This is a genomic window from Acinetobacter sp. V89_4, from assembly GCF_029967875.1.
Classification (GTDB): Bacteria; Pseudomonadota; Gammaproteobacteria; order Pseudomonadales; family Moraxellaceae; genus Acinetobacter; species Acinetobacter oleivorans.
On the sequence record NZ_JASCAI010000028.1, the window covers coordinates 39,760 to 62,973 of the forward strand.

General features: G+C 37.6%; 26 protein-coding genes and 1 riboswitch. Of the genes, 16 read left to right on the plus strand and 10 right to left on the minus strand.

Going from position 1 to position 23,214, the window contains the following annotated elements:
- The first annotated feature begins 95 nt into the window (after positions 1–95).
- On the plus strand, positions 96–959 hold the full coding sequence (locus QLG01_RS11790) for a DMT family transporter (protein WP_282496505.1): 864 nt from the start codon (positions 96–98) through the stop codon (positions 957–959).
- 2 nt (positions 960–961) lie between these two features.
- Here the strand turns inward: QLG01_RS11790 and QLG01_RS11795 are convergent, their stop codons facing one another.
- The 4 genes from QLG01_RS11795 to tusD are packed head-to-tail and all read right to left on the minus strand — an operon-like array spanning position 962 to position 2,357.
- Entirely contained in the window at positions 962–1,273 is a 312-nt protein-coding gene (locus QLG01_RS11795) for a TusE/DsrC/DsvC family sulfur relay protein (protein WP_009390289.1), read from the minus strand.
- Positions 1,274–1,291: 18 nt separating this feature from the next.
- Positions 1,292–1,576, minus strand: a complete 285-nt coding sequence (locus tag QLG01_RS11800) for a DsrH like protein (RefSeq protein ID WP_282496506.1) — start codon at positions 1,574–1,576, stop codon at positions 1,292–1,294.
- Positions 1,577–1,593: 17 nt separating this feature from the next.
- Positions 1,594–1,944, minus strand: coding sequence for a hypothetical protein (locus QLG01_RS11805; RefSeq protein WP_192453986.1), 351 nt, complete (start codon positions 1,942–1,944; stop codon positions 1,594–1,596).
- 44 nt (positions 1,945–1,988) lie between these two features.
- A complete protein-coding gene (tusD, locus tag QLG01_RS11810) occupies positions 1,989–2,357 on the minus strand; it encodes a sulfurtransferase complex subunit TusD (protein ID WP_004791822.1) in 369 nt (122 codons plus the stop codon).
- Between the two features lie 65 nt (positions 2,358–2,422).
- On the opposite strand from tusD, the gene galE reads away from it, so the two are divergent.
- From galE to QLG01_RS11845, 7 genes are all read left to right on the plus strand, one after another.
- Entirely contained in the window at positions 2,423–3,430 is a 1,008-nt protein-coding gene (gene galE / locus QLG01_RS11815) for a UDP-glucose 4-epimerase GalE (protein WP_282496507.1), read from the plus strand.
- Positions 3,431–3,546: 116 nt separating this feature from the next.
- The gene (fumC, locus tag QLG01_RS11820; RefSeq protein ID WP_004791824.1) at positions 3,547–4,941 is read left to right on the plus strand and encodes a class II fumarate hydratase; all 1,395 of its coding nucleotides are present in this window, start codon (positions 3,547–3,549) and stop codon (positions 4,939–4,941) included.
- Positions 4,942–5,143: 202 nt separating this feature from the next.
- Positions 5,144–5,461 carry a hypothetical protein gene (locus QLG01_RS11825; protein ID WP_049836896.1) on the plus strand — a complete coding sequence of 106 codons (318 nt, stop codon included), beginning with the start codon at positions 5,144–5,146 and terminating at the stop codon, positions 5,459–5,461.
- Between the two features lie 417 nt (positions 5,462–5,878).
- A complete protein-coding gene (locus tag QLG01_RS11830) occupies positions 5,879–6,109 on the plus strand; it encodes a hypothetical protein (protein WP_004791826.1) in 231 nt (76 codons plus the stop codon).
- A 302-nt stretch (positions 6,110–6,411) separates the two neighbouring features.
- Complete coding sequence (locus QLG01_RS11835; RefSeq protein ID WP_282496508.1) at positions 6,412–6,963, plus strand: cysteine hydrolase family protein; 552 nt, start codon at positions 6,412–6,414, stop codon at positions 6,961–6,963.
- Positions 6,964–7,285: 322 nt separating this feature from the next.
- Positions 7,286–7,777 carry a hypothetical protein gene (locus QLG01_RS11840; protein ID WP_004791829.1) on the plus strand — a complete coding sequence of 164 codons (492 nt, stop codon included), beginning with the start codon at positions 7,286–7,288 and terminating at the stop codon, positions 7,775–7,777.
- Positions 7,778–7,927: 150 nt separating this feature from the next.
- A riboswitch (glycine riboswitch) is annotated at positions 7,928–8,015 on the plus strand.
- A 175-nt stretch (positions 8,016–8,190) separates the two neighbouring features.
- A complete protein-coding gene (locus QLG01_RS11845) occupies positions 8,191–9,435 on the plus strand; it encodes a D-amino acid dehydrogenase (RefSeq protein ID WP_282496509.1) in 1,245 nt (414 codons plus the stop codon).
- Positions 9,436–9,480: 45 nt separating this feature from the next.
- Here QLG01_RS11845 and QLG01_RS11850 read toward each other — a convergent pair whose 3' ends face one another.
- A complete protein-coding gene (locus QLG01_RS11850; RefSeq protein WP_013197483.1) occupies positions 9,481–10,125 on the minus strand; it encodes a hypothetical protein in 645 nt (214 codons plus the stop codon).
- A gap of 99 nt (positions 10,126–10,224) precedes the next feature.
- Between QLG01_RS11850 and ispF the strand changes: the two genes are divergently transcribed.
- The gene (gene ispF, locus QLG01_RS11855) at positions 10,225–10,716 is read left to right on the plus strand and encodes a 2-C-methyl-D-erythritol 2,4-cyclodiphosphate synthase (protein WP_282496510.1); all 492 of its coding nucleotides are present in this window, start codon (positions 10,225–10,227) and stop codon (positions 10,714–10,716) included.
- Here the strand turns inward: ispF and QLG01_RS11860 are convergent.
- The 5 genes from QLG01_RS11860 to glnL all read right to left on the minus strand — a co-directional run bounded on the left by QLG01_RS11860 (position 10,704) and on the right by glnL (position 15,963).
- Positions 10,704–11,228, minus strand: a complete 525-nt coding sequence (locus tag QLG01_RS11860) for a protein tyrosine phosphatase family protein (RefSeq protein WP_004791839.1) — start codon at positions 11,226–11,228, stop codon at positions 10,704–10,706. The two genes, ispF and QLG01_RS11860, sit on opposite strands and share 13 nt — an antisense overlap.
- A gap of 193 nt (positions 11,229–11,421) precedes the next feature.
- The gene (gene argF, locus QLG01_RS11865; RefSeq protein WP_282496511.1) at positions 11,422–12,342 is read right to left on the minus strand and encodes an ornithine carbamoyltransferase; all 921 of its coding nucleotides are present in this window, start codon (positions 12,340–12,342) and stop codon (positions 11,422–11,424) included.
- A 112-nt stretch (positions 12,343–12,454) separates the two neighbouring features.
- Positions 12,455–13,108 carry a TetR/AcrR family transcriptional regulator gene (locus QLG01_RS11870; protein WP_192453979.1) on the minus strand — a complete coding sequence of 218 codons (654 nt, stop codon included), beginning with the start codon at positions 13,106–13,108 and terminating at the stop codon, positions 12,455–12,457.
- Between the two features lie 265 nt (positions 13,109–13,373).
- Positions 13,374–14,867: a nitrogen regulation protein NR(I) gene (gene glnG, locus QLG01_RS11875; RefSeq protein WP_004791845.1), complete on the minus strand. Its 1,494-nt coding sequence runs from the start codon at positions 14,865–14,867 to the stop codon at positions 13,374–13,376.
- The gene (glnL, locus tag QLG01_RS11880) at positions 14,854–15,963 is read right to left on the minus strand and encodes a nitrogen regulation protein NR(II) (protein ID WP_004791847.1); all 1,110 of its coding nucleotides are present in this window, start codon (positions 15,961–15,963) and stop codon (positions 14,854–14,856) included. The genes glnG and glnL overlap by 14 nt, the downstream gene beginning before the upstream one ends.
- A 342-nt stretch (positions 15,964–16,305) precedes the next feature.
- Here glnL and rimO point away from each other — a divergent pair, with 342 nt between their 5' ends.
- From rimO to rseP, 7 genes are all read left to right on the plus strand, one after another.
- Positions 16,306–17,649, plus strand: coding sequence for a 30S ribosomal protein S12 methylthiotransferase RimO (gene rimO, locus QLG01_RS11890; protein WP_282496512.1), 1,344 nt, complete (start codon positions 16,306–16,308; stop codon positions 17,647–17,649).
- Positions 17,650–17,699: 50 nt separating this feature from the next.
- The gene (gene pyrH, locus QLG01_RS11895; protein WP_004791851.1) at positions 17,700–18,428 is read left to right on the plus strand and encodes a UMP kinase; all 729 of its coding nucleotides are present in this window, start codon (positions 17,700–17,702) and stop codon (positions 18,426–18,428) included.
- Between the two features lie 85 nt (positions 18,429–18,513).
- On the plus strand, positions 18,514–19,068 hold the full coding sequence (gene frr, locus QLG01_RS11900) for a ribosome recycling factor (RefSeq protein WP_192836903.1): 555 nt from the start codon (positions 18,514–18,516) through the stop codon (positions 19,066–19,068).
- 5 nt (positions 19,069–19,073) lie between these two features.
- Entirely contained in the window at positions 19,074–19,826 is a 753-nt protein-coding gene (gene uppS, locus QLG01_RS11905; RefSeq protein ID WP_004791854.1) for a polyprenyl diphosphate synthase, read from the plus strand.
- Positions 19,826–20,650, plus strand: a complete 825-nt coding sequence (locus QLG01_RS11910) for a phosphatidate cytidylyltransferase (RefSeq protein WP_013197487.1) — start codon at positions 19,826–19,828, stop codon at positions 20,648–20,650. The genes uppS and QLG01_RS11910 overlap by 1 nt, the downstream gene beginning before the upstream one ends.
- A complete protein-coding gene (gene ispC / locus QLG01_RS11915; RefSeq protein WP_282496513.1) occupies positions 20,651–21,847 on the plus strand; it encodes a 1-deoxy-D-xylulose-5-phosphate reductoisomerase in 1,197 nt (398 codons plus the stop codon). It begins immediately after the preceding gene.
- Between the two features lies 1 nt (position 21,848).
- Complete coding sequence (rseP, locus tag QLG01_RS11920; protein WP_282496514.1) at positions 21,849–23,204, plus strand: RIP metalloprotease RseP; 1,356 nt, start codon at positions 21,849–21,851, stop codon at positions 23,202–23,204.
- The last annotated feature ends 10 nt before the right edge of the window (positions 23,205–23,214 follow it).

A 23,214-nucleotide genomic window follows, 5' to 3' on the forward strand; every position in this document is an offset into this window, starting at 1 on the left:
TTAATACATAACAGTTCTTTTAAATTGTACTGCTTTGTATCTGGTTTTATCACCTTAGCACAGCTTAAATTCTTCGTATAGTGACGGAGAAAATTATGAATAGGTTTATGAATGGCTGGGTGAATGGTTTTATTGGCGTGGCTATTTTTGCGGGGTCACTACCTGCGACACGTGTAGCGGTAATGGGGTTTGAACCGGGCTTTCTAACTGCAGCACGAGCTGCGATAGCAGGTATTTTGGGGCTTATTCTTATATTAGTTTTAAAACAAAAGAAACCAGCCAAACAAGATTGGTGGCCTCTAGCCATTGTTGCTATAGGGGTGGTGATTGGTTTTCCGTTATTTACCGCCCTCGCTTTGCAATATATGAATGCAGCCCATTCAATTGTATTCGTTAGTCTTTTGCCGCTTGCAACTGCAATATTTGCTGTACTAAGAGGCGGAGAAAAACCGAATCATTTTTTCTGGATATTTGCAGTATTGGGGAGTGCTGTTGTTTTTGCCTATATGTTCTTCCTTTCTGGTGATACATCACTTGGAATAGGGGACTTTTATATGTTGATGGCGATTATTTTTTGTGGCTTTGGCTATGCAGAAGGCGGTGTACTTTCAAGAAAAATAGGCGGGTGGCAAGTCATTTGTTGGGCACTTATTTTGTCTTTACCTTTTATGTTGTTGCTTACTATTTTCTATATGCCAGCTTCATTCCAGAGTGTGTCTACATCAGCTCTAGTCGGTCTTATTTATGTGTCTTTGTTTAGTATGCTCATTGGCTTTTTCTTTTGGTACAAAGGACTTGCTCAAGGCGGTATTGCTGCCATAAGTCAACTACAACTTTTACAGCCTTTAATGGGGCTAGGTATTGCAGCGGCTTTATTGCATGAACATGTGAGCTGGTCAATGTTAGTGGTCACAGCAGCAACTATTTTATGTGTCGCTGCTGCTAAAAAGTTTACTTAACTTTATAAACAATTTGCTGGTTTAGGAACACCCGCCAAACGACTTAAATGGCGGGCAACTAAACCAGTATTAAATTGTTGCTGTAAAACAGCATTATTAATCTCGGGACTTACCGTTTTCATTAAAAATTTAATGAGCGGGCGAGTTGCAGGAGAGTGCCCAAACTGTTGATAAAACTGACGTACAGCAGTTAAAACTTCGAAATGCCACTCGGTGAGTTCAATATCAAGTGACTTGGCAAGCTCTTGTGCAACTTCAGGATTCCAGATTGTATAATCAACCAAATGACCATCTTGGTCTAATTCTAAATTCATGAAACTAGCCTAAATATATTATTTAAAAGAAATACAGCGATTAAATGTTAAAACAAGATCTGCAAATTGATCATAGTCCAATACATTTATCTGAGTTAAAGTATCCGTATCGATTAAATCTTTTTCGATGCTTAAGCATGAAACACTTTCAAACTGTTGAATCATTTCAGCTGAAAGTCGTGCAACAGAATCACCCATAAAAATAATCTGATCACCTTTCTGATAAAGGTGACCTAATTCATCAATAACATTCGGTGTATTGTGATAAGTAGATTGCACGAGATAAAGTGTTGATGGATTCATTAAAATTACACCTTCATCTACCAATATAAGACATGGTCAAAAGACTGAATGAACTCATTATTTAAATGAATGAATTCGAGCTCTTGTTCTGTTTGCTGAACAAAAGGATTTTGCTGATTTTTACTTTCGATCAGAATTGGGCTTAAGTCATAAAATTCAAAGCTTTCGACCATATTTGATGCGACTTTGAAAGCATGATGAAGTTGGCTAAAGCCTAAGTCATTTTGTAAAAGGCTAAGCGCAGCATCTTTCAATAATACTTTGACTGGTGAGCCAAAGGTTGCTAAAACCATAGTAGCGGAAAGGCTTTCATTGATTTGCAGACTGGTTAAGTTGGCTTGGCTTAAAATGACGAGTACAGATTTCACACAATATACCTTTTAAAAGCAACAATCTAAGCAAACAAAGTAACTTAAAATTGAATAAGACGAGATGCTGACTGTACCGCATCAGCAAGTTCACCTAACCCGACCAGTTGAAAGTCTTTGGCAAGGTTGTGATGAGTAAGGTGATGGCGACTGGCATTTTCTGCATCGGTAATACCACGAGCGAGGGCAGCACTCACACATACAGGAAGTCGAATCGCAAGCTTTTGCCATTCATGCGTTAAATTACGCTGGTCGTCAGGAACCCATTGAAAATCATTAGCAACCTGCACGCCATCTTGGTAAAAGAATACACGAAAGTCTTCATTTTTACTTTTGAGTGCCTGAGCAAGTCCTAAAGCATGCCAAGCATGAATGGAAGTAGGAGCAGAGGTAATTAGTAGTAATGTACTCATTGAGAATTCACTATGGTCATACGTCTAAATGGGCGTAGATGCATTAAGAGAAAGGTAAGTATACAATGATTTTAGTGACAGGTGGTTTAGGCTTTATCGGTTCACACATTGCGTTGAGTCTCATGGCTCAGGGTCAAGAAGTGGTAATTGTCGATAATTTGGCTAATTCAACCTTGCAAACGCTGGAACGCCTAGAGTTTATTTCTGGCATGTACGTTCCATTTGTTAAACTTGATGTACGTAATACACCAGCATTGAATAAGGTCTTCGAGCAATATTCAATTGATGCGGTTATTCACACTGCTGGGTTTAAATCAATTGAAGAATCTAATCTTAAACCTCTTGAATATTATAATGATAATGTCAGTTGCATCATGAGTTTACTACGTGCCATGCAACGCACAGGTGTTCGTCACTTTATTCATTTGTCTAGCCTTGCAGCATATGGAAAATCTGGTCTGCAATTAAGCGAAACAGACGAATTTAATTATGCTTATCCTAATCCCTATATTAAGTCTCAACAGATGATTGAAGAAATTATCCGTGATACTTATAAAATTGATCATGAGTGGAAAATTGCGATCTTGCGCTTATCTAATATCGTAGGTGCATTTGAACATGGGGTGCTCGGAGAGTATGTCGCACAGCTCCCTAAAAATATTGTACCGCTTGCCATGCAAGTTGCAGCAATGCAACGTGATTTGATTGAATTACAAGATCAAGCTGAAACATCGGACCATACGACTGAACGCAGTTTTCTACACGTTTTAGATGTGTGTGAAGCTGTAACTGCCAGCTTACATTGGCTACGTGATCAAACACATTGTTGTGAGGCATTTAATATTGCCCATGACCAAGTTCACTCTGTGCGTCAATTACTAGATGAAATTTCACAGGTAACCCAATCTGAAATTCCGACTCAACCTGCGATTTACAAACATGCTGAGTTAGGCCAAGTTGCGGCAGACATAACGAAAGCAAAAACATTATTGAATTGGACACCTAAACGTCCATTAAAACAAATGATTGAAGATGAGTGGCGCTTTTATCAAAATACATTAAATGGAAGATAAGATAATGATTCTTATTTACAATAATGGAATGCTTGAGTACGATACTAAAAATTAACTAGCCAGAGCAAATACTTGCTTCAGCCCGTAAGTTCTTTAACTAGACAACTGAGGTTTCTATGCAAACACGAATTGAACATGACACTATGGGTGAGATTGAAGTTCCAAATGAAGCATTGTGGGGGGCACAGACTCAACGCAGCTTACAGAACTTTAAAATCGGGCAAGAACGATTACCCCGTGCCATGATTCGAGCAATGGGGCTGGTGAAAAAGGCTGCTGCAATAACCAATGCTGAACTTGAACAGTTACCACAAGATTTGAGTCAATATATTGTGGGTGCGGCTGAAGAAGTCATTGATGGTAAATGGGATTCACAGTTTCCTTTAGTGGTCTGGCAGACAGGTTCGGGTACGCAAAGTAACATGAACTGTAATGAAGTGATTGCCAATATTGCCAATCAAAAATTAGGTCAAGCATTGGGTGCGCAAAAACCTGTACATCCAAATGATCATGTCAACCGTGCTCAATCAACGAACGATTCATTTCCAACCGCTATTCACGTAGCAGCAAGTTTGCAAATTAATGAATTGCTTATTCCTGCGGTAGAACAGCTTAAAGCGACTTTGCAAAAAAAATCAGATGAGTTTCAGTCTATTGTTAAAATTGGTCGTACCCATTTACAAGATGCAACTCCATTAACACTAGGTCAAGAATTTAGTGGCTATGTGTCTCAGCTTGAGCATGGATTAGTTCGTTTGCAACAGGCATTGACAGGTTTATATGAATTACCATTGGGTGGTACTGCGGTAGGTACAGGGTTAAATGCACATCCTGACTATGCAGTGAAAGCAGCTGCTCAACTTGCTTTGCTTACAGGTTTACCATTTGTAACTGCTCCAAATAAATTTGAAGCGCTTGCAGGGCGTGACGCTGCTGTTTTTGCTTCTGGTGCATTAAAAACGCTTGCAGTTAGTTTAAATAAAATTGCGAATGATATTCGTTGGTTGGCCAGTGGTCCACGTTGTGGTTTCGGTGAAATCCGTATTCCAGAAAATGAACCTGGCTCAAGCATCATGCCCGGTAAAGTAAACCCAACACAAAGTGAAGCAATGACCATGGTTGTTGCGCAAGTGCTTGGAAATGATACGACCATTAATGTGGCTGGTGCTTCAGGTAACTTTGAATTAAACGTATTTATGCCTGTGATTGCTTATAACTTATTGCAGTCTATTCAATTGCTTGGTGATGCATGTAATAGTTTTAATGATCACTGTGCGGTAGGAATTGAGCCTAATCAGGATAAAATTGATCACTTCTTACATAACTCTCTTATGTTGGTTACTGCTTTAAACCCAGTGATTGGTTATGAAAATTCTGCAAAAGTTGCTAAGACTGCCTATAAGGAAAATAAAACTTTGAAGCAGGTTGCCGTTGAGCTTGGTTTAGTTACAGCAGAGCAATTTGATGAAGTGGTTAAACCTGAAAAAATGGTTTCACCAAATAGTAAATAATCTCTCCTAATGGGCTTTTTTATTCTTAAATACTTCTGTAATATCCGCGAGTTGCTAAGTACAACAAAAGTCCTGAATGATCAGCGCAAAAAATCATAAGGGGAAGGCCTGCTTGAAAAAGTGGGCTTTTTTATACTTTGAAATATAAATGTCATATCTAAACTTTATTTTGGCTACGTTATTTTATTTTAAGTTTAAATAAATGAAAAAGATTAAATCAATAGCTGTTTTAGCAGTAATAGCCTGTACCTTGTCGGGCTGTCTACAAATGTTTCCACCTACTGTAGCTGAGGTGAATCCTGGGGTTTATCAACTTCATGCTCAAAGTAATGCATTTGGTTCAAGAGAAGCCTTGAGGGCAAAGTTAATCAGTAAAGCAGAAGAAATATGTAAAGATAAGGGTTTTGATGAGTTGGATAGCAATAACAAAATCGTAAATCATCATACTGTTTATAATTCAGGAATGCTTATTCCAGTGAATACCAAAGCAGCTGTTTTGAAAGTTAAGTGTAAAGATTAATTTAAATAGTAGTGAACTCCATTCGAGAGTTAATTTTGTTAGACATATGACAGTACAAGAAACCCGACTAACTATCGACTAATGGCGGGGTTTTTTATTATTAAGTATTTCTGTAATATCTGTATATAAGTTTAGCGCTGACTGATTGGTGTTAGAAATCAAAAGAAGGGGTAGGTTTTTTTTAACTAGCATAAATTTATATGTTTTTGGGTTTTAAATATTTGAATTATTTTATTTTTAATTCGATTTATATTGATTGAGTTTAGGTGTTATCAAATTGGAAAATGACTGTATGCATTTTTCCAATTATAGTTTTAAGCAACTTTTTAGTTAGGCTTATTTTTGGGTGAAAAGAGGAAGCAGCCTTTTTTATTAATTAAGAAAAAACATAATTTTTTAGATGGAATTTAAATATTGATGTACACAATTAGATATGTTCATCGGAACAACACTTACTATATCGCTTCGAATATCGAAGGAAATTTTATTATTCTTGAGTCAATTGATTCAGAATTTCGTATGGGTCATCAAATTTCTTATGATGGTGAGAAGGTATTTAACCTTACTTTGAATGATGAAACTGATGCAGTCATTAAATTAGAGAGTAATGAAAAAACAGCATATGAATACTTACTTTCAGTTAAATAAATTAGTTTTTTATAATGAAGTATTTCTTTAAGAACTAGGTATGCTTAAAAGATATTTCATACAATAAAAGTTAAAAAGTTTTGTTTTTATTGAAAAAGCTATGGTATGGTTATTTAAGCTTTAATTTTGGGCAGTTAAAACAAATGAATTGTTTATTGAATAAAATCACTACCACCACCACGACCTCTAAAGAAGGCTGTGTGTGATTTTTATTAAAGTGACTTAATAAGATAACTAAACCCAGCCAATAATGGCTGGGTTAATTTTTCTCTGTTCATTATTGGTTTTTACAGAGAGAAATGATGGAAAAACTCAATAGCAATTCAAAATCGGCTTTACTGGTCATTGATATGCAAAATGGCCTATTTAACGGCCAGTCTAAGCCACATAATGCTCAACTCGTACTTTCAAATATTCTTAGTCTTATTGAATATTGCCGCTTGAATGATAGACCAATTATCTTTATTCGACACGTTGGTGAGAAAGGCACACCATTAGATCCGAGTGGACCGAATACTCAGCTAATCACAGAGTTAGCTCTTAATCCACATAAAGATCTAGTCATTGAAAAAAGGTATCCTAGTGGCTTTAAAAATACTGTTTTAAAAGAAGTGTTAGAGAAGCTTGGTGTTGATGAAATCATTATTACTGGGATGAAAACTGAGTATTGTATTCATACTACTGTTAGGGCTGCTTCTGAGTACGGATATAAATTGATATTAATTTCAGATGCTCATACAACAACTGATTCAGTAGCTTTAAATGCTCAGCAAACAATTGATCATCATAACCAAATTTTAAGTAATGCTTTTGCTAAGTTAAAAATGACAGAAGAGTTCATTTCTCAAATTTAATTTAGAAATGAACCGACAACTTTATTCAAAAAGTTTGATTAGCTGTATCACTAAAGTACAAAAAACCTTTTGAAGACTAGTGGTTGCTCGGTTTTTAGCGGTAGCAAGAATTGAACTTGTATCAACAAAGAGCTCTTTTCGGAGGGCTTTTTATCAAGAGGGTATAAGTTTCACTAATTAATGGCGAATTAGCGTTGAATAAGCTGTCATAATTGTTAAAATGCCCACCTTGTCCTGTTTTTATATTGTTTTTGTTTTGCATTTATTTTGCAAGATTGAAGATAAAGCAATTAAAAACAGAAGCTTAGCTAAGGATTTTTGAATGCTCTCTATTTATTTGACAGATACTCAACAACATGTGCAATTTAATGATTATCCCGGTGATCAGCCTGTTAAGTTTCTGTTAAATCTTAAAAAGATTTTCCCAAGTACAGGTGACCTGTTATTGCCAGTTTTACCTGATGATAATGATTTAGAAAATGTAACATGGGAATCAACTTCAGAAGATTTTGATGTCTTTAAAAAGCTATTAGCTGGATGGGGTGTTATTGAACTCCGTTTAAATGCAATTACGGCTTATAAAGATAAAAACTTTGCGAATGAGTTAGTGAAACAAGCTCAAGCGAAACGTAAGAAAACAGCACAAAAAAATCATCAGCTCTCTTTGGTTGCACTTGATTATATTTTTATGCACGAAGTTCACGCATTAATTGATGCGGAATTGGTCACTATTGGTGAGAAATTTTATTTACCAACCTTGCGTGAGCAATGGAAGGGTACAGTTTCAGACCCAGTGCTCAATGGAAAATTCTAATTAAGCACAAAAGGTGAATTTATGGAAATTCACCTTTTTTATTTTTATAATTAAATTAATGACTTATAACTTGATAATTACTGGTACAAAAGTTTACAAGAAAAGAATGCGTTTTTTCTAAAGTGGCAGATACATTGCTTATATAAATACAAAATTATTGCGGGAGAGAGGTTCGAAAGAACCCGCCGAAGGAGCAACAAGCCCGGAAACTCTCAGGCAGAAGGACTGTAATAATTAAAAAATCTGGAGAGAAGCTTAGATTTATAAGAATTGAAAATAATAACTTATAAATTATAAACTCACCGAAGGGGAAGATCTAAACGTTAAAAGGTAACGTTGGGGTCGAAACTCTCAGGTACCAATGACAGATGGGCTGTACTGATGAAATGTTTTGCATTTCTGAGGAGTCTGTTATGCCACATGTTATTGTGATAGGTGCGGGAATCACAGGGGTTACCTCTGCTTATGAATTGTCGCAACTGGGTTATAAAGTCACAGTGATTGATCGACATCTATATCCTGCAATGGAAACATCATTTGCCAATGGAGGGCAATTATCGGCTTGTAATGCCGAGGTATGGAACCAAAAAGCCACTGTAGTTAAAGGCTTTAAGTGGATGAGACAAAAAGATGCACCGCTACTGCTGAATCCTTCATTTAGTTTGCATAAATATAGCTGGCTAGTTGAGTTTTTATCCCATATTAAAAACTATGAAGCAAACACGATTGAGACGGTCCGTTTGGCATTACTTGCTCGTAAGCGTTTATTTGAGGTTGCTGAAAAAGAGCAGCTCGAGTTTGATTTGGAGAAACGTGGAATTCTCCATATGTATCATAGTAAGGCTGACTACGAGATTGCTAAACAAGTGAACAATGTATTGAACAAAGGTACATTAGAGCGCTATTCAGTTTCACCTGATGAGATGAAAACCATAGAACCATCATTAACAGGTGAATATTTTGGTGGTTATTACACACCAAGTGATGCAACGGGAGATATTCATAAATATTCAACTTCTTTGGCTGAAAAGACTAAACAATACGGCGTTGAGTATAAATTTGGCCTGGAAGTTATAGATATTAAGTGTCATCCAGACAAAGTGATCGTAAGTTGTCAGCCAAGCGCAGAGCATCCTTATCTTGTTGAATCCGATAGCATCCAAATCGAAGGTGATGTGCTTGTAGTTTGCGGTGGTGTGGGAAGTTATCAACTCGCTGATATGATTGGAGAGCGAGTAAATGTCTACCCAGTAAAAGGTTATTCAATTACCGTGCAATTAAAAGATGAGCAAAGTGTAAAGAATGCACCGTGGGTTAGTTTACTAGATGAGAGCGCTAAAATTGTGACTTCTCGTTTGGGTAAAGATCGGTTGCGCGTGGCGGGAACAGCTGAATTTAATGGTTACAACCGCGATATACGGGCTGATCGTATTCAACCTTTAGTAAATTGGGTAAACCGTAACTTTGATATTTCAACTGAGCATGTCGTACCTTGGGCAGGGTTAAGACCAATGATGCCTAATATGCTACCTGTGGTGAAGCAGTCTAGACAACCTCGTATTTTTTATAATACAGGACACGGGCATTTAGGATGGACTTTGTCTGCGGCAACCGCAGTTTTAGTGGGTCAGGATATTGCTCAAAAATATCCAATTTAGAAAGTAAAAAGCCAGTGTGCAAACACTGGCTTTTTACTTAAAGCACTAATCATATAATCGGTAGATTCCGCTAAAACGCTCACAGCCTTTTTGCTGAGTTTTCACATTTAGTAAAGCTTTTTGGAAATTAAACTGATATTTGCAGTTATGCTCATTGTCTAAAATTTCATTTTTTTGTTCAGGTGAACTATAGGCCATCAAAGAAATCGTTTGAGTTTCTTTGCGGTTATTTGGATTTCGGTATGCTATTCCTTCAATCTTGATTTTATCTTTCGCGAGCTGATGGACCTGAATGTGAACAGGTTGTGCTGCTAGACGTCCATTTTCAAACTTAAGATAATGTTGGGTAAGCGTTTGCTTAAGCGATGCATAAAAATTTAGGTCGTCAGTTCGTAAATCAAACTGTTGTTGAAAACATGAATTACTCTTGCATTGCTGAGTATGTTTAGACCATAACTTTTGTGTATCCTGCAAAAGCTGTAAGGGGGCATCAGTAACTAAATATGCAGAAAGATATTTATTATTGAGTTGCTTTCTTGATTCACTAAATGTTTTTGAACAGATCTTAAGCTCAGCTCCACGATTGGAACAGTCTATTGGTTCTGCAAAAACATGAGATGAACATAAACAACTCAGTGTCACGGCAAAACTTAATCTTTTCAATTGATTCATATCAGTATTAGACAGCATGATCGCTTATACTTTCAGTCTACTTTGCTAGGTGTACTATAGCGAAACAGAAAGGCTGAATACAAGATTTCTTAAGTTTTTATGGAAGGTAATAGTTATATGGTTGCTCAAATTCGCATTGGACAAGGAATGGATGTGCATGCCTTTGAAGAGGGGAACTTCGTTACATTGGCTGGCATTCAAATTCCACATACGCATGGCTTGAAAGCGCACTCTGATGGTGATGTTGTACTCCATGCTTTGTGTGATGCATTGTTAGGTAGTTTGGCACTTGGAGATATAGGGCAACATTTTCCTGACACTGACCCAGAATTTAAGGGTGCGGACAGTCGAGTACTATTAAAGCATGTTTACCAGTTAATCTTAGATCGTGGTTATCAGTTAAATAATGCGGATATTACGGTGGCTTGTGAGCGTCCAAAATTAGCTAAACATAATTTGGAAATGCGTCAAAGTATTGCTGATGTTTTAAATGTAGATGTTAATCAAATCAGTATTAAAGCAACGACAACCGAAAAACTTGGGTTTACCGGTCGTCAAGAAGGGATTTTAGCTACAGCAACTGTTTTAGTCTCTCATCACACCAAGTGATCGGCTTGTTGCAAAGACTGCTGAAGCTCAAGAGTTGCCTTACGGCCTTGTAGCTGTAAGGTAATACTATGAATAAGCCCTGTCCAAGTTTCATTGGGTTCCCAAATTTCATGAAGTAAATCTTGAGAAGTAGGCATATCCATATTCATATAAAACTGTCTATAGACATACATCAGGCAGCTAGAGCGATCGTTTTTAGAACAGTGAATCCAGACAATTTCATTCTGGACTAAATGATCAATAAGATCGAGTACCAATAAACATTGCTCAGCCGATGGAGTTTCCCAGTCAATTGGAATATGGATGTAATTTAAACCGAGGTCTAAACAAATACGATCTTCATTTTCAATATGATTTGGTGCGTTACTTAAAGCGAGATTAATGACGGTACTACAACCATATTCTTTAATTAGTTTCAGTTGTTCAGCAGAAGGCTGTGCTGAACTAAATAAATGTTCATGAATAATTGAAAATGCGGGAATTTGAGATAATGATTGTTCAAGGGTAGTCATGATCGCACTCTACGAGAGTAGGCTTAGCTTATTGTGTAGAATGTTATACACGATTCTAGGGAATAGTTGAAATACAGCCTGCTTATATATTCGACAACGTTATCAAAACTTTAAAAATAATTAACTGGAAAAGTACAAGTTTTATAAAATAAAAAAACAGCATCATAAAGATGCTGTTTTTTTGTCTAAATAATTAAGCTTTAGTAGAATTTTCATTCAATAAAAATTCTACTAAAGCTTTTTGAGCATGAAGACGATTTTCGGCTTCATCCCATACCACTGCATTTTTATGATCAAGCATAGTTTCAGAAATTTCTTCGCCACGATGAGCTGGTAAGCAGTGCATGAATAAACATTCAGGATGAGCAAGTCCCATTAATTTTTCATTGACTTGAAAAGCTGCAAAAGCTCTTTCACGAAGCTTCTGTTCTTCTTCTTGTCCCATGCTTGCCCATACATCTGTCACAATGAGGTCAGCATTTACAGCAGCATCTTCTGCGTTGTCAAAAACTTCCACACAATGACCAAACTCTGCTAAAAATTCAGGTTTAGGCTCATATCCTTTTGGCGATGCAATTTTAAGTTTAAAGCCCATCATATGTGCAGCTTCAATATATGAGTTACACATATTATTGCCATCACCAATCCAAGCAACGGTTTTACCTTTAATACTACCGCGGTGTTCATTATAAGTCTGTAAATCTGCAAGTAACTGGCAAGGATGATGGTCATCTGTTAAACCGTTAATCACAGGAACTTTTGAATACGATGCAAAACGTTCAACAATGTCATGACCAAAAGTACGAATCATCACAATATCAAGCATACTAGAAATTACACGTGCTGAGTCTTCAATTGGTTCGCCGCGGCCTAATTGTGTGTCTCGAGGTGATAGGAAAATCGCGCTACCACCAAATTGGTTAATGCCTGCTTCAAAAGAGATACGAGTACGCGTGCTTGATTTCTCAAAAATCATTCCCAATACTTTACCAACAAAAGGTTGATATACCTTATTGTCATGCTGCATTTTTTTAAGTTCGCTTGCGCGTTCTAAAATGCGATTAAGTTCTAGAGTGGATAGATCACGTAAAGTCAGGAAATGTCTTAGAGCCATGTAGCTACTCCATAATAATCGTTATGAAATACAACAATTATCTGTTGTTGGCTGGGTGGAGGTGGGAAAAAAGAAGTCTACTATACTATAAGCATTTTAAAATGCAAAAGAATTAGACTTTATGATGGCCCTTTAAGAAAATATCTACGCAATATTCAATATAATCAGTGGCTTCCTGCTCATCTGGTAGGGCTGGCATACCCATAATCATGCGCCATTCAATATCGCGCAAAATCCCAAAATACATGAGTGAAGAATAATAAGGAGAAGGGCATGTAATTTCGCCTGATTTGTCTGCAAATTCTAATGCTTGGGTAAGTGTATTCTGTAAATTATGTACCCATTTGTCATATAGATATTGTATAAGGACCGTATTACACTCGGTCTGTTCAATAATGAGTCGCAAAAATGCAACATGCTCGGGTTGAATGATGTGAACATAAACACGATTGAGCGTTTGAATTAAGTATTCTCTTAAAGTAGTTTTCTCTGGTTGAAATGGAATGCAAACGTCCTTAAAAAACATTTCACGTTTATAGTCGCAAATAGCAGTAAAAAGTCCTTCTTTATTACCAAAATATTTATAGATAGAAGTTTTTGAACCTCCTGCATGGTTAACAATGTCATCAAGAGAAACAGCATCATATCCTTTATCCAAAAACAGCTCGGTTGCACTTAGCAATAGAGCTAGGCGACGTTCTATACCTCTGCGTGTTTGTGGTTTTTCACATACTGAATGATGTGGGTCAAGGACGGAATCATGCATAAAATTTCATAACAACAGTTAACTTTACTTATTTAGTATAGCAAAACTATCTTTAAGGATGGTCATCGCTATTTTTTTAGATCATCTGCTGAACAGTGAGTAGAAATTTTAAAAAATAAAAGAATAGAAAATAGAAGCTTAGAGTGAGTTTTGAAATGATTTAATGATGTAACCTGATGTTCAATTTTAAAATTAATAAGAAATCTAATCAAAAATAAAGCGGCTAAGACACTCTTAGCCGCTTCTGATTTAGGCACTACACTTTTTAGGCCTCGGTTTGGCTAACCTTATGTTCATCTTCTTCATCATCGTCAGCAGAATCCATTCCAAGTTCTTTTAACTTGCGAGTTAAGGTGTTACGGCCCCAACCCAGTAATTCTGCAGCATGACGTTTGCGTCCACGTGTTTGTTGTAAAGCAGCGTTAATTAAGGTGCGTTCAAACATTGGTGTAGCAATATCCAAAATCTTCATTTCACCATTCTTAAGCTTTTGAATTGCCCATTGATTTAGTAACTCATCCCAATGGTGTAGAGAAATGCGTTCAAATGAAGGAGCAGGTTGCCCAGAGTCACTATTCTTTTGCAATGGAACTTGTTTAAGTTCAGAAGGTAAATCTTCTGGATAAACTTCACGTCCGGTGATCATCACAGTTAACCAGCGACACGTGTTTTCAAGTTGTCGAACATTACCAGGCCACGGCAACTGTTGCATATAGTCCGTTGTTTCAGTACGTAAGATTTTTGGACTCACGCCAAGTTCTTTACCGGCACGTGCAAGAAAATGCTGAGCCAGCATTGGTATATCTTCACTACGATGAGCAAGCTTAGGAATGTGAATACGAATTACATTTAAGCGGTGATATAAGTCTTCACGGAATCGGCCTTCATTCACCAGTTTTTCTAAGTCCTGATGCGTTGCTGCCACAATTCGAACATCAACTTTAACTGGAATATGTCCACCTACACGATAAAATTCACCGTCGGCGAGCACACGAAGTAGTCGAGTCTGTGTTTCAAATGGCATGTCGCCAATTTCATCAAGGAATAGAGTTCCACCATTTGCTTGCTCAAAGCGGCCTTGATGTTGAGTGTTTGCGCCTGTAAAGGCACCTTTCTCATGACCAAATAACTCGGTTTCAATCAAGTCTTTTGGAATTGCTGCCATATTTAAGGCAATAAAAGGCTTCGCACGGCGTGGTGAGTGCTTGTGTAAAGCATGCGCAACTAATTCTTTACCTGTACCAGATTCACCATTAATTAAAACAGTAATATGAGATTGAGATAAACGACCAATAGCACGGAAAACTTCCTGCATGGCAGGAGATTCACCAATAATTTCTGTTGATTGAAGTGGTGAAGCTGTTTTTGTAGCTTCTTGTTGTTGTAGTTTATTGATATGCAGAATTGCACGATTGACTAAAGCTAAAGCTTCATCAATATCAAAAGGTTTTGGTAAATACTCAAATGCACCTGTTTGATAACTTGATACAGCAGACTCTAAGTCAGAATGTGCTGTCATAATAATGACAGGTAAATCCGGATGAGTATTTTTGACTTTAGATAAAAAAGTTAAACCATCAATTCCAGGCATTCGAATGTCAGTTAAGATGACATCGGGAGCATCATGATGCAAACGTTCAAGCGCAGTTTGAGCTTCCTCAAAATTGGTAACGTCAAAGCCTTCTTCTTTAAAAGTCTTTTCCAATACCCATCGCATGGCGCGATCATCATCAATAACCCATATTTTATTTCGCGACACGGTCTGACTCCCAAGGTAAATATAAGCTAAAAATAGTTTTTCCAGGAACAGATTGGCATTCAATCATTCCGTTATGTTGATGCATAATATTCTGTGCAATACTCAGGCCAAGCCCAGTACCTTTTGCTCGTCCAGTAACCAATGGGTAAAATACCGACTCTAAGATACTCTCAGGTATACCTGGCCCATTGTCTTCAATATCAACCCGCACGGTAGATCGATTCAGCACACCATTAATTGTGACAAGTCGTTGTATGCGAGTACGTAGAATTAGCTCTGGTTCATGATCGATAAAGAATGCTTTATTCTCTGTTATGGCCTGAATTGCATTTACACTAATGTTGAGCATGACTTGGATTAACTGATCACGATCGGCATTCACATCAGGTAAAGACAAATCATAGTCACGTATAATTTTAATTTTTTTCTTTGTCTGGTTCGCAATAAGAGAGCGTACTCGTTCTAAAGGTTCGTGTACGTTAACATTTTCATAGCTTGGTAATTGTCTAGAGCCCAACATGGTGTCAGCCAAGTTAGTTAAACGATCTACTTCATTAATGATGACATCGGTGAATTCAGCATAAGTCTTATCATTTAAACTGCGAGCGAGTAACTGGGTTGCTCCCCGAATACCTGCAAGTGGGTTTTTAATTTCATGAGCAACGCCACGCACAAGCTGCCTAGCGACCTGATGTTGTTGAACAAGATTTTCTTCCTTTGAAATCTTTAACATGCGGTCAATTGGGTTGAGCTCAATCAACAATAATGGATGATAGCTTTTACCAGCATTTAATTGTGAAACTGTGTAATCCACATGTAGGTCTTTAAAGTTGACATTAATGACAGCTTCTCGACGCGTATAAGGTTGTCCGGTTTTTATAGTGTTTAATAAAGCTTCATGTGTATTAAAAGTATCATCTGGCGCATGAAGTAAATTTAAAACAGGCTGTCCTGAAGCGCGAAGTAAACTAATGTCAAATAGTGCTTCGCAGGCTGAATTTAAATAAAAAATATTCAAGTTACTATCGATTAATAAAATCGCAGTAGTTAAATTGTCTACCAATAGGCGATAGTCGATAGGGTTGTGTTGATCCATTAGCGAATCGTTCCTGTCTTAAAATAGCGCAATGGCATCTTCATTGGTTATCGGATTTTCACCGTTATAGAACATGAACGATGCAAAATATACGCCAACTTTGTTTATGGGTTATTTTAAAGTTTTAAGGTACTTAAAAACGCGCTGAAATCGTTCTTTATATCTTTTGATCAAAACAAATAGCTTTAGTCTAGATAATAACATGATCTAAATTGGTGCAAAGGTGGGTTTTGGTGCAAATATTGGTTGTATTTTGGTGCATTACACAAAGAGTAGGCTTTCCACCTATGCTTGAGACAAGAAAAGACATACAATACGCGCATTCAAGTGGAGCGCAGATTCATGAAGACCCCCAAAGTCGGTTTTGTTTCTTTAGGTTGTCCTAAGGCATTGGTAGATTCTGAACGAATTTTAACTCAGTTAAAGACTGAAGGTTATCAAGTTGCATCAGATTATGATGGTGCTGATTTAGTAGTTGTTAATACCTGTGGTTTTATTGAATCTGCGGTACAAGAGTCGCTAGATGCAATTGGCGAGGCCATGAGTGAAAATGGTCGAGTAATCGTTACAGGATGCTTAGGTAAAGACGAAGATAAAATTCGTCAAATGCATCCGAACGTTTTAAAGGTTACTGGTGCGGCAGCTTATCAAGATGTAATGGAAGCTGTACATGAATATGTACCAGCACCACCTAAACATAATCCGTTTATTGATTTGGTTCCTGAACAGGGAATTCGCTTAACACCAAAGCATTATGCCTATTTAAAAATATCTGAAGGATGCAACCATCGTTGTACCTTCTGTATTATCCCAAGTATGCGTGGTGACTTGGTTTCTCGTCCAGTTGGTAGTGTATTGGAAGAAGCTGCAGCACTTAAAAGAGCGGGTGTTAAAGAAATCTTGGTTATTTCTCAAGATACATCAGCTTATGGCGTAGACACCAAGTACAAACTTGACTTCTGGAATGGTCAGCCTGTTAAGACAAAATTCTTCGATATGTGTGAAGCACTAGGCCAATTGGGCATCTGGGTGCGTCTACACTATGTATACCCATATCCACATGTTGATGCAGTCATCGATTTAATGGCTCAAGGTAAAATCCTGCCATATCTTGATATTCCTTTCCAACATGCAAGCCCACTCGTTCTTAAATTAATGAAGCGTCCGGCACATAGTGAAAATACACTAGAAAAAATTAAGTTATGGCGTGAAAAATGCCCTGATCTTGTGATCCGTTCTACTTTTGTGGTTGGTTTTCCAGGCGAAACTGAAGAAGACTTCCAGATTTTGTTAGATTGGTTAGTTGAAGCTCAACTTGATCGCGTAGGCTGCTTTACCTATTCACCAGTAGAAGGCGCTACGGCAAATGATTTACCCGATCATGTGCCAGAAGAAATTAAGCAAGAGCGTTACGAGCGCTTTATGCAAGTGCAGCAGCAAATATCTGCTGCCAAATTACAAAAACGTATTGGTCAAACGATGACTGTATTAGTCGATGGTTTAGAAGACGAATATCCTGTTGCCGTTGCACGTTCTTATGCCGATGCTCCGGAAATTGACGGTAATGTGTTTGTAGAAGATATCGATAAGAGCACTATTCAACCGGGCGATATATTGGAAGTCGAAATTACCGATGCAGATGAATACGATTTATTTGCAAAGTTAATTAAAATTAAATCGGTTTAATCGAAATATATTTAAAGAGCATTCAGTTTAAGAGGTTTTGGAGCAAAGTCATGGCGGAAACAATTAGCCCACGTTATTCACGTATTCTATTGAAATTATCTGGTGAGGCATTGTCAGGTAATAAAGATATGGGTATTGATGCCCAAGTATTAGATCATATGTCACTTTCAATTGCGCACTTGGTTGGTTTAGGTGTGCAAGTGGGTATCGTTGTGGGTGGCGGTAATTTGTACCGTGGTAGTCAGTTGCAAAAAGATGGCTTGGTTGGTCGTGTAACAGGCGATCAAATGGGTATGCTTGCAACTGTGATGAATGGCTTAGCTATGCGTGATGCTCTAGTTCGTCGTAATATCAGAACTCGTCTTATGTCTGCATTACCAATTGGTACAGTGGTAGAGTCTTATTCAAGTCGTGATGCGATTCGTCATTTGAGTCAAGGTGAAGTTTGTGTTTTCGTTGCGGGTACAGGAAATCCATTTTTCACGACGGATACAGCAGCATGTTTACGCGGTATCGAAATTGAAGCGAATTTGATTTTAAAAGCGACTAAAGTTGATGGCGTTTATAATAAAGATCCAAGTAAATATGATGATGCTGTTAAATACGATCATTTAACTTTTGATCAAGTGTTAGATGAAAAGCTTGGTGTTATGGATTTGACTGCTATTTGTTTGTGTCGCGACCATAATGTGCCATTGCAAGTTTTTGATATGAATAAATCAGGTGCGTTATTGTCAGTAGTAATGGGTGAAAAAGAAGGAACGCGCGTTACTAAGTAATGTACGTGTTACTGAAAGCTCTTTATACTAGCGCTAAATTAAATTTGTTAAATATATCTTTGAATAAATAAGTAAGGTAGATCATATGATTAACGATCTGAAAAAAGACAGCGAACAGCGTATGTTAAAAACTCTAGAGTCTTTAGAACTCGGGTTTGCTAAAGTTCGTACCGGCCGTGCACACCCATCAATCTTAAATGGTGTGATGGTTCCTTACTACGGTTCTGATGTGCCATTAAATCAAGTAGCAAACGTGGGTGTTGAAGACTCTCGTACACTTATTGTTCAGCCATTTGAGCGTACAATGGTTTCAGCTATTGATAAGGCAATCCGTGAAAGTGATCTTGGTTTAAACCCGATTACAGCAGATGCAATTCGTGTACCTTTACCAGCATTAACTGAAGAAACACGTCGTGATATGCAAAAAGTTGCGCGTAACGAAGCTGAAAATGCAAAAGTTGCGATTCGTAATATTCGTCGTGATGTTTTAGGTGATATCAAAGCATTGTTGAAAGAAAAAGAGATTTCTGAAGATGATGAGCGCCGTGCAGGTGATGATATTCAGAAAATTACTGACAAATATGTTGCAGAAGTAGACAAGCGTCTTGCAGCGAAAGAAGCAGAATTGATGAAGGTCTAATTTTTATGACCGATTCTGAAGAGTATCATCTTCCCAAGCATGTTGCCATCATTATGGATGGCAACAACCGCTTTGCAAAAAAAAATCAAATGCAAAAAGGTGATGGGCATCGGGAAGGTAAAAATGTTCTTGATCCTATCGTTGAACATTGTAAAAAAACTGGTATTCGTGCTTTAACTGTTTTTGCATTTTCAAGTGAAAATTGGAATCGACCGCAGTATGAAGTCGATCTGCTTATGAAGCTTCTGGAAGAAAGTATTCATGAGCAAATACCTCGCATGAAGAAATTTAATATTGCTTTGCGTTTTATCGGTGATCGTTCTCGATTATCCTCACACTTAGTTGCCTTAATGGAAGATGCAGAGCAACAGACAGCACACCATGACACTATGACCTTAACCATTGCAATAAGCTATGGTGGGATGTGGGACATTGCTAATGCAGCAAAACAGGTTGCAGAGGCCGTTTCCCGTGGTGAATTTAGTGCTGATCAAATAAATGTTGATTTGTTCGAAAAATATGTCAGTCTAAACGATCTGCCGGCTGTGGACTTGCTAATCCGCACAGGCGGAGATTATCGCATATCTAATTTCTTGTTGTGGCAAGCAGCTTATGCGGAACTGTATTTTACCGAAGCTTTATGGCCAGAATTTACAGTAAAAGAGTTCGATCATGCATTGAATGTTTTTTCAGGGCGTGAACGTCGTTTTGGCAAAACATCTGAACAAATTCAGCAAGAGAAAATAGAGAATTTATAATGTTAGAGCGGATTGTTACCGCATTGGTACTTGTTGCAGTTGTTTTAGGCTGTATGTTTGCTACGCAATCACATTATCCAATGTTGGTTCTTATGATTGTTGCAGCAGGGGTAGCGGGGTATGAGTGGTATAAATTAATGCCTCGCGAAACTGCAAATGCTGTAAAACCTAAAGCTTGGTGTTACGGTCTGCTTGTTGCATTTGTTTCAGGTGTCGCCCTATTTTTCCACGATATTGCATTACTTTTGTGGTCTGCTTCAATTTTGACTTGGATTGTCAGTGTATATTGGGTTAAGTCATTTCCTGAATTTGATGGCTGGTATAACGCAACCTTGTATGTAATTGGCATAATTTTAGTCTGCGCTGCGGTAACATCAATTTTTGTAGTATGGCAAAGTTCACCATGGTGGTTAATGTATCTGTTCTTGCTCGTTTGGGGTGCGGATAGTGGTGCTTACTTTGTTGGTCGTAAATTTGGAAAAAGAAAATTAGCTCCGACTGTAAGTCCTAATAAATCAGTAGAAGGTTTGTATGGTGGTATTATTACAACCGTAGTAATAATGGTGGTTGTGCAATATCATTATCTAAATTTAAATTTAATTCAGCAAATTCTGTTTCTTATATTGTCGTTAATTACGGTATTTGGTTCAGTTTTAGGTGACTTATTTGAATCAATGATTAAACGTCGTGCCGGTATTAAAGATTCTGGTCGTGTTTTACCAGGTCATGGTGGTGTGTTAGATCGTATTGATTCTTTACTTGCTGCAGCCCCGATCTTTGCAACGGGAATGTATATATTAAAACTTATTGGTGTAGATTTATAGATGACACAATCTGTTTGCATATTAGGTGTAACCGGTTCCATTGGTCAAAGTACCTTAAAAATTTTAAATCAACATCCTGATAAGTATTCAGTGTTTGCGGTTTCAGCTCATAGTCGAATTTCTGAGTTGGTTGAAATTTGCAAACATTTCCAACCAAAAGTTGTGGTCGTTCCTGAGCGGAAAGTTGCCGAATTAACAGCTCTATTTGCATATAATAAATTACAAAATATTGAAATTTTGGTTGGTGAGGAAGGCCTGATAAGCATTGCTTCACATCCAGATGTTGATGTTGTTATGGCTGCAATTGTTGGTGCTGCAGGTTTGTTACCGACTCTAGCTGCTGTGAAAGCTGGTAAACGCGTATTGCTTGCTAATAAAGAAGCTTTGGTCATGTCTGGTGAAATCATGATGCAAGCAGCACGTGATCATCAGGCATTATTATTGCCGGTAGATTCTGAACACAACGCTATTTTTCAGTCATTGCCTCATAACTATTTAGAAGCTGAAAGAAATGGACAACCGCAACAGGGTGTATCAAGAATCTTATTGACCGCTTCAGGTGGACCATTTTTAAACCATTCGTTAGAACAATTAGAAAAAGTTACTCCTGCACAGGCTTGTAAGCATCCCAACTGGTCTATGGGACAGAAAATCTCAGTTGACTCAGCTACTCTTATGAATAAAGGATTGGAGTTGATCGAGGCATGTCATTTGTTTTCAATATCTGAACATTTTGTTACAGTTGTTGTTCATCCACAAAGTATTATTCATTCTATGGTGCAATATGTGGATGGTTCAACGTTGGCGCAAATGGGTAATCCGGATATGTGTACGCCAATTGCACATGCTCTAGCATGGCCTGAGCGTTTACAGACGAGTGTTCCTGCTTTAGATTTGTTTGAATTTTCTCAACTTAATTTCCAAGCGCCAGATATTCAGAAATTCCCAGCACTTGATTTGGCTCGTCAGGCAATGCGTGCGGGAGGTTTGGCACCTACTATTTTAAATGCTGCAAATGAAGTTGCTGTGGCTGCATTTTTAAAGGAACAGATTGGATTTACAAATATCCCACAAGTGGTAGAGCATACTTTGCAAAAATTGGAAAATTCAGTTGCTGAAAATATTGAGTGTATTTTAGCTAAAGATGAAATAGCACGACATGTAGCACAGCAATATATATCAAGTATAGGAGGCTGAAATGAGTGCATTATTTATGATTGCAGCAGCGGCTCTTTTACTTGGTCCTTTAATTGCAATTCATGAGTTTGGTCATTATTGGGTAGCACGAAAACTGGGTGTTAAAGTTTTAGTGTATTCGATTGGTTTTGGGCCTACATTACTCAAGTGGACATCAAAAAAATCTGGAATCAAATATCAACTTTCAGCTTTACCATTGGGCGGCTATGTAAAAATGCTTGATGAGCGTGAAGGTAATGTTGCAGAGCAAGATTTACCTTATGCATTTAACCGTCAAAAGCCATGGAAACGTATAGCAATTGTTGCAGCTGGTCCATTAATTAATCTGATTTTTGCTGTCTTACTTTTCTGGATCTTGTTTTTACCAGCACAAGAACAACTGAACACTAGAGTCGGTAAAGTTATACCAAACTCACCAGCAGCAACTGCACAAATGCAAGTTGGTGACAAGATTATTGCTGTTGATGGAAAAGAAACGCAAACTTGGGAAAAGCTTAACTTTGCTTTGATTGATCGTGTAGGTGAAACTGGTAGTGTAAATGTTGATGTAGACCGTGCAGGTACTGAAAAGAACATTGTTTTACCAATTAAAGACTTCTTAAAAAACCAGAATGAATCAGCTTTAGATGTGTTAGGTTTTTTACCATATCGTCCTGTTATTCCTGCTGTTGTTACTGAATTGACTCAAGATGGAGCTGCAATTCGTCAAGGAATGAAAGTGGGTGATCGTATTGTTTCAATTAATGGTCAAGCAATGAAAGACTGGTTTGATGTTGTCGAGGTCGTACAACATTCTCCAGAAAAATTACTCAATATTGATGTTTTGCGTAATAGTAAATTAGTCCATTTGCAAGTCATGCCTCAAGGGAAACGAGATAACATGGGGCAAGTGAGTGGTGTTTTGGGTGTGAAAAGTGATGCAGGAAAAATTACAATTCCTGACGAATATAAGCAAACAATTCAATATACTCCAATACAAGCTTTCGAGATGTCACTAGAGAAAACTGCTCAAATCTCTAGCATGATATTGAGTTCGATAGTAAAAATGGTTAAGGGTTTAATTGGTTTAGAGAATCTTTCTGGACCAATTACAATCGCGAAAGTAGCGGGACAAAGTGCGGAAATGGGATGGCAGACTTTTATCTCATTTATGGCTTTAATGAGTGTAAGTCTTGGAATTTTAAATTTATTGCCAATTCCAATGCTAGATGGTGGACATCTCGTTTATTACATTATTGAAGCTATTCGTGGTAAGCCTGTTTCTGAACAAATACAAATGTTTGGTCTAAAAATTGGTATGGTACTGCTCGGTAGTATGATGCTTTTAGCTTTATTTAACGATTTTATGCGTTTGTAAACGTATATGG

Coding starts and splice junctions, on each gene's coding strand:
- glnL (WP_004791847.1), bottom strand. CDS start 15,963: ATGGATCAACACAACCCTATCGACTATCGCCTATTGGTAGACAATTTA.
- QLG01_RS11800 (WP_282496506.1), bottom strand. CDS start 1,576: ATGAATCCATCAACACTTTATCTCGTGCAATCTACTTATCACAATACA.
- ispC (WP_282496513.1), top strand. CDS start 20,651: ATGACACAATCTGTTTGCATATTAGGTGTAACCGGTTCCATTGGTCAA.
- galE (WP_282496507.1), top strand. CDS start 2,423: ATGATTTTAGTGACAGGTGGTTTAGGCTTTATCGGTTCACACATTGCG.
- frr (WP_192836903.1), top strand. CDS start 18,514: ATGATTAACGATCTGAAAAAAGACAGCGAACAGCGTATGTTAAAAACT.
- ispF (WP_282496510.1), top strand. CDS start 10,225: ATGGTTGCTCAAATTCGCATTGGACAAGGAATGGATGTGCATGCCTTT.
- QLG01_RS11825 (WP_049836896.1), top strand. CDS start 5,144: ATGAAAAAGATTAAATCAATAGCTGTTTTAGCAGTAATAGCCTGTACC.
- QLG01_RS11790 (WP_282496505.1), top strand. CDS start 96: ATGAATAGGTTTATGAATGGCTGGGTGAATGGTTTTATTGGCGTGGCT.
- QLG01_RS11860 (WP_004791839.1), bottom strand. CDS start 11,228: ATGACTACCCTTGAACAATCATTATCTCAAATTCCCGCATTTTCAATT.
- rseP (WP_282496514.1), top strand. CDS start 21,849: ATGAGTGCATTATTTATGATTGCAGCAGCGGCTCTTTTACTTGGTCCT.
- tusD (WP_004791822.1), bottom strand. CDS start 2,357: ATGAGTACATTACTACTAATTACCTCTGCTCCTACTTCCATTCATGCT.
- QLG01_RS11870 (WP_192453979.1), bottom strand. CDS start 13,108: ATGCATGATTCCGTCCTTGACCCACATCATTCAGTATGTGAAAAACCA.
- rimO (WP_282496512.1), top strand. CDS start 16,306: ATGAAGACCCCCAAAGTCGGTTTTGTTTCTTTAGGTTGTCCTAAGGCA.
- QLG01_RS11910 (WP_013197487.1), top strand. CDS start 19,826: ATGTTAGAGCGGATTGTTACCGCATTGGTACTTGTTGCAGTTGTTTTA.
- QLG01_RS11795 (WP_009390289.1), bottom strand. CDS start 1,273: ATGAATTTAGAATTAGACCAAGATGGTCATTTGGTTGATTATACAATC.
- QLG01_RS11830 (WP_004791826.1), top strand. CDS start 5,879: ATGTACACAATTAGATATGTTCATCGGAACAACACTTACTATATCGCT.
- QLG01_RS11850 (WP_013197483.1), bottom strand. CDS start 10,125: ATGCTGTCTAATACTGATATGAATCAATTGAAAAGATTAAGTTTTGCC.
- QLG01_RS11845 (WP_282496509.1), top strand. CDS start 8,191: ATGCCACATGTTATTGTGATAGGTGCGGGAATCACAGGGGTTACCTCT.
- argF (WP_282496511.1), bottom strand. CDS start 12,342: ATGGCTCTAAGACATTTCCTGACTTTACGTGATCTATCCACTCTAGAA.
- fumC (WP_004791824.1), top strand. CDS start 3,547: ATGCAAACACGAATTGAACATGACACTATGGGTGAGATTGAAGTTCCA.
- QLG01_RS11835 (WP_282496508.1), top strand. CDS start 6,412: ATGGAAAAACTCAATAGCAATTCAAAATCGGCTTTACTGGTCATTGAT.
- pyrH (WP_004791851.1), top strand. CDS start 17,700: ATGGCGGAAACAATTAGCCCACGTTATTCACGTATTCTATTGAAATTA.
- uppS (WP_004791854.1), top strand. CDS start 19,074: ATGACCGATTCTGAAGAGTATCATCTTCCCAAGCATGTTGCCATCATT.
- QLG01_RS11840 (WP_004791829.1), top strand. CDS start 7,286: ATGCTCTCTATTTATTTGACAGATACTCAACAACATGTGCAATTTAAT.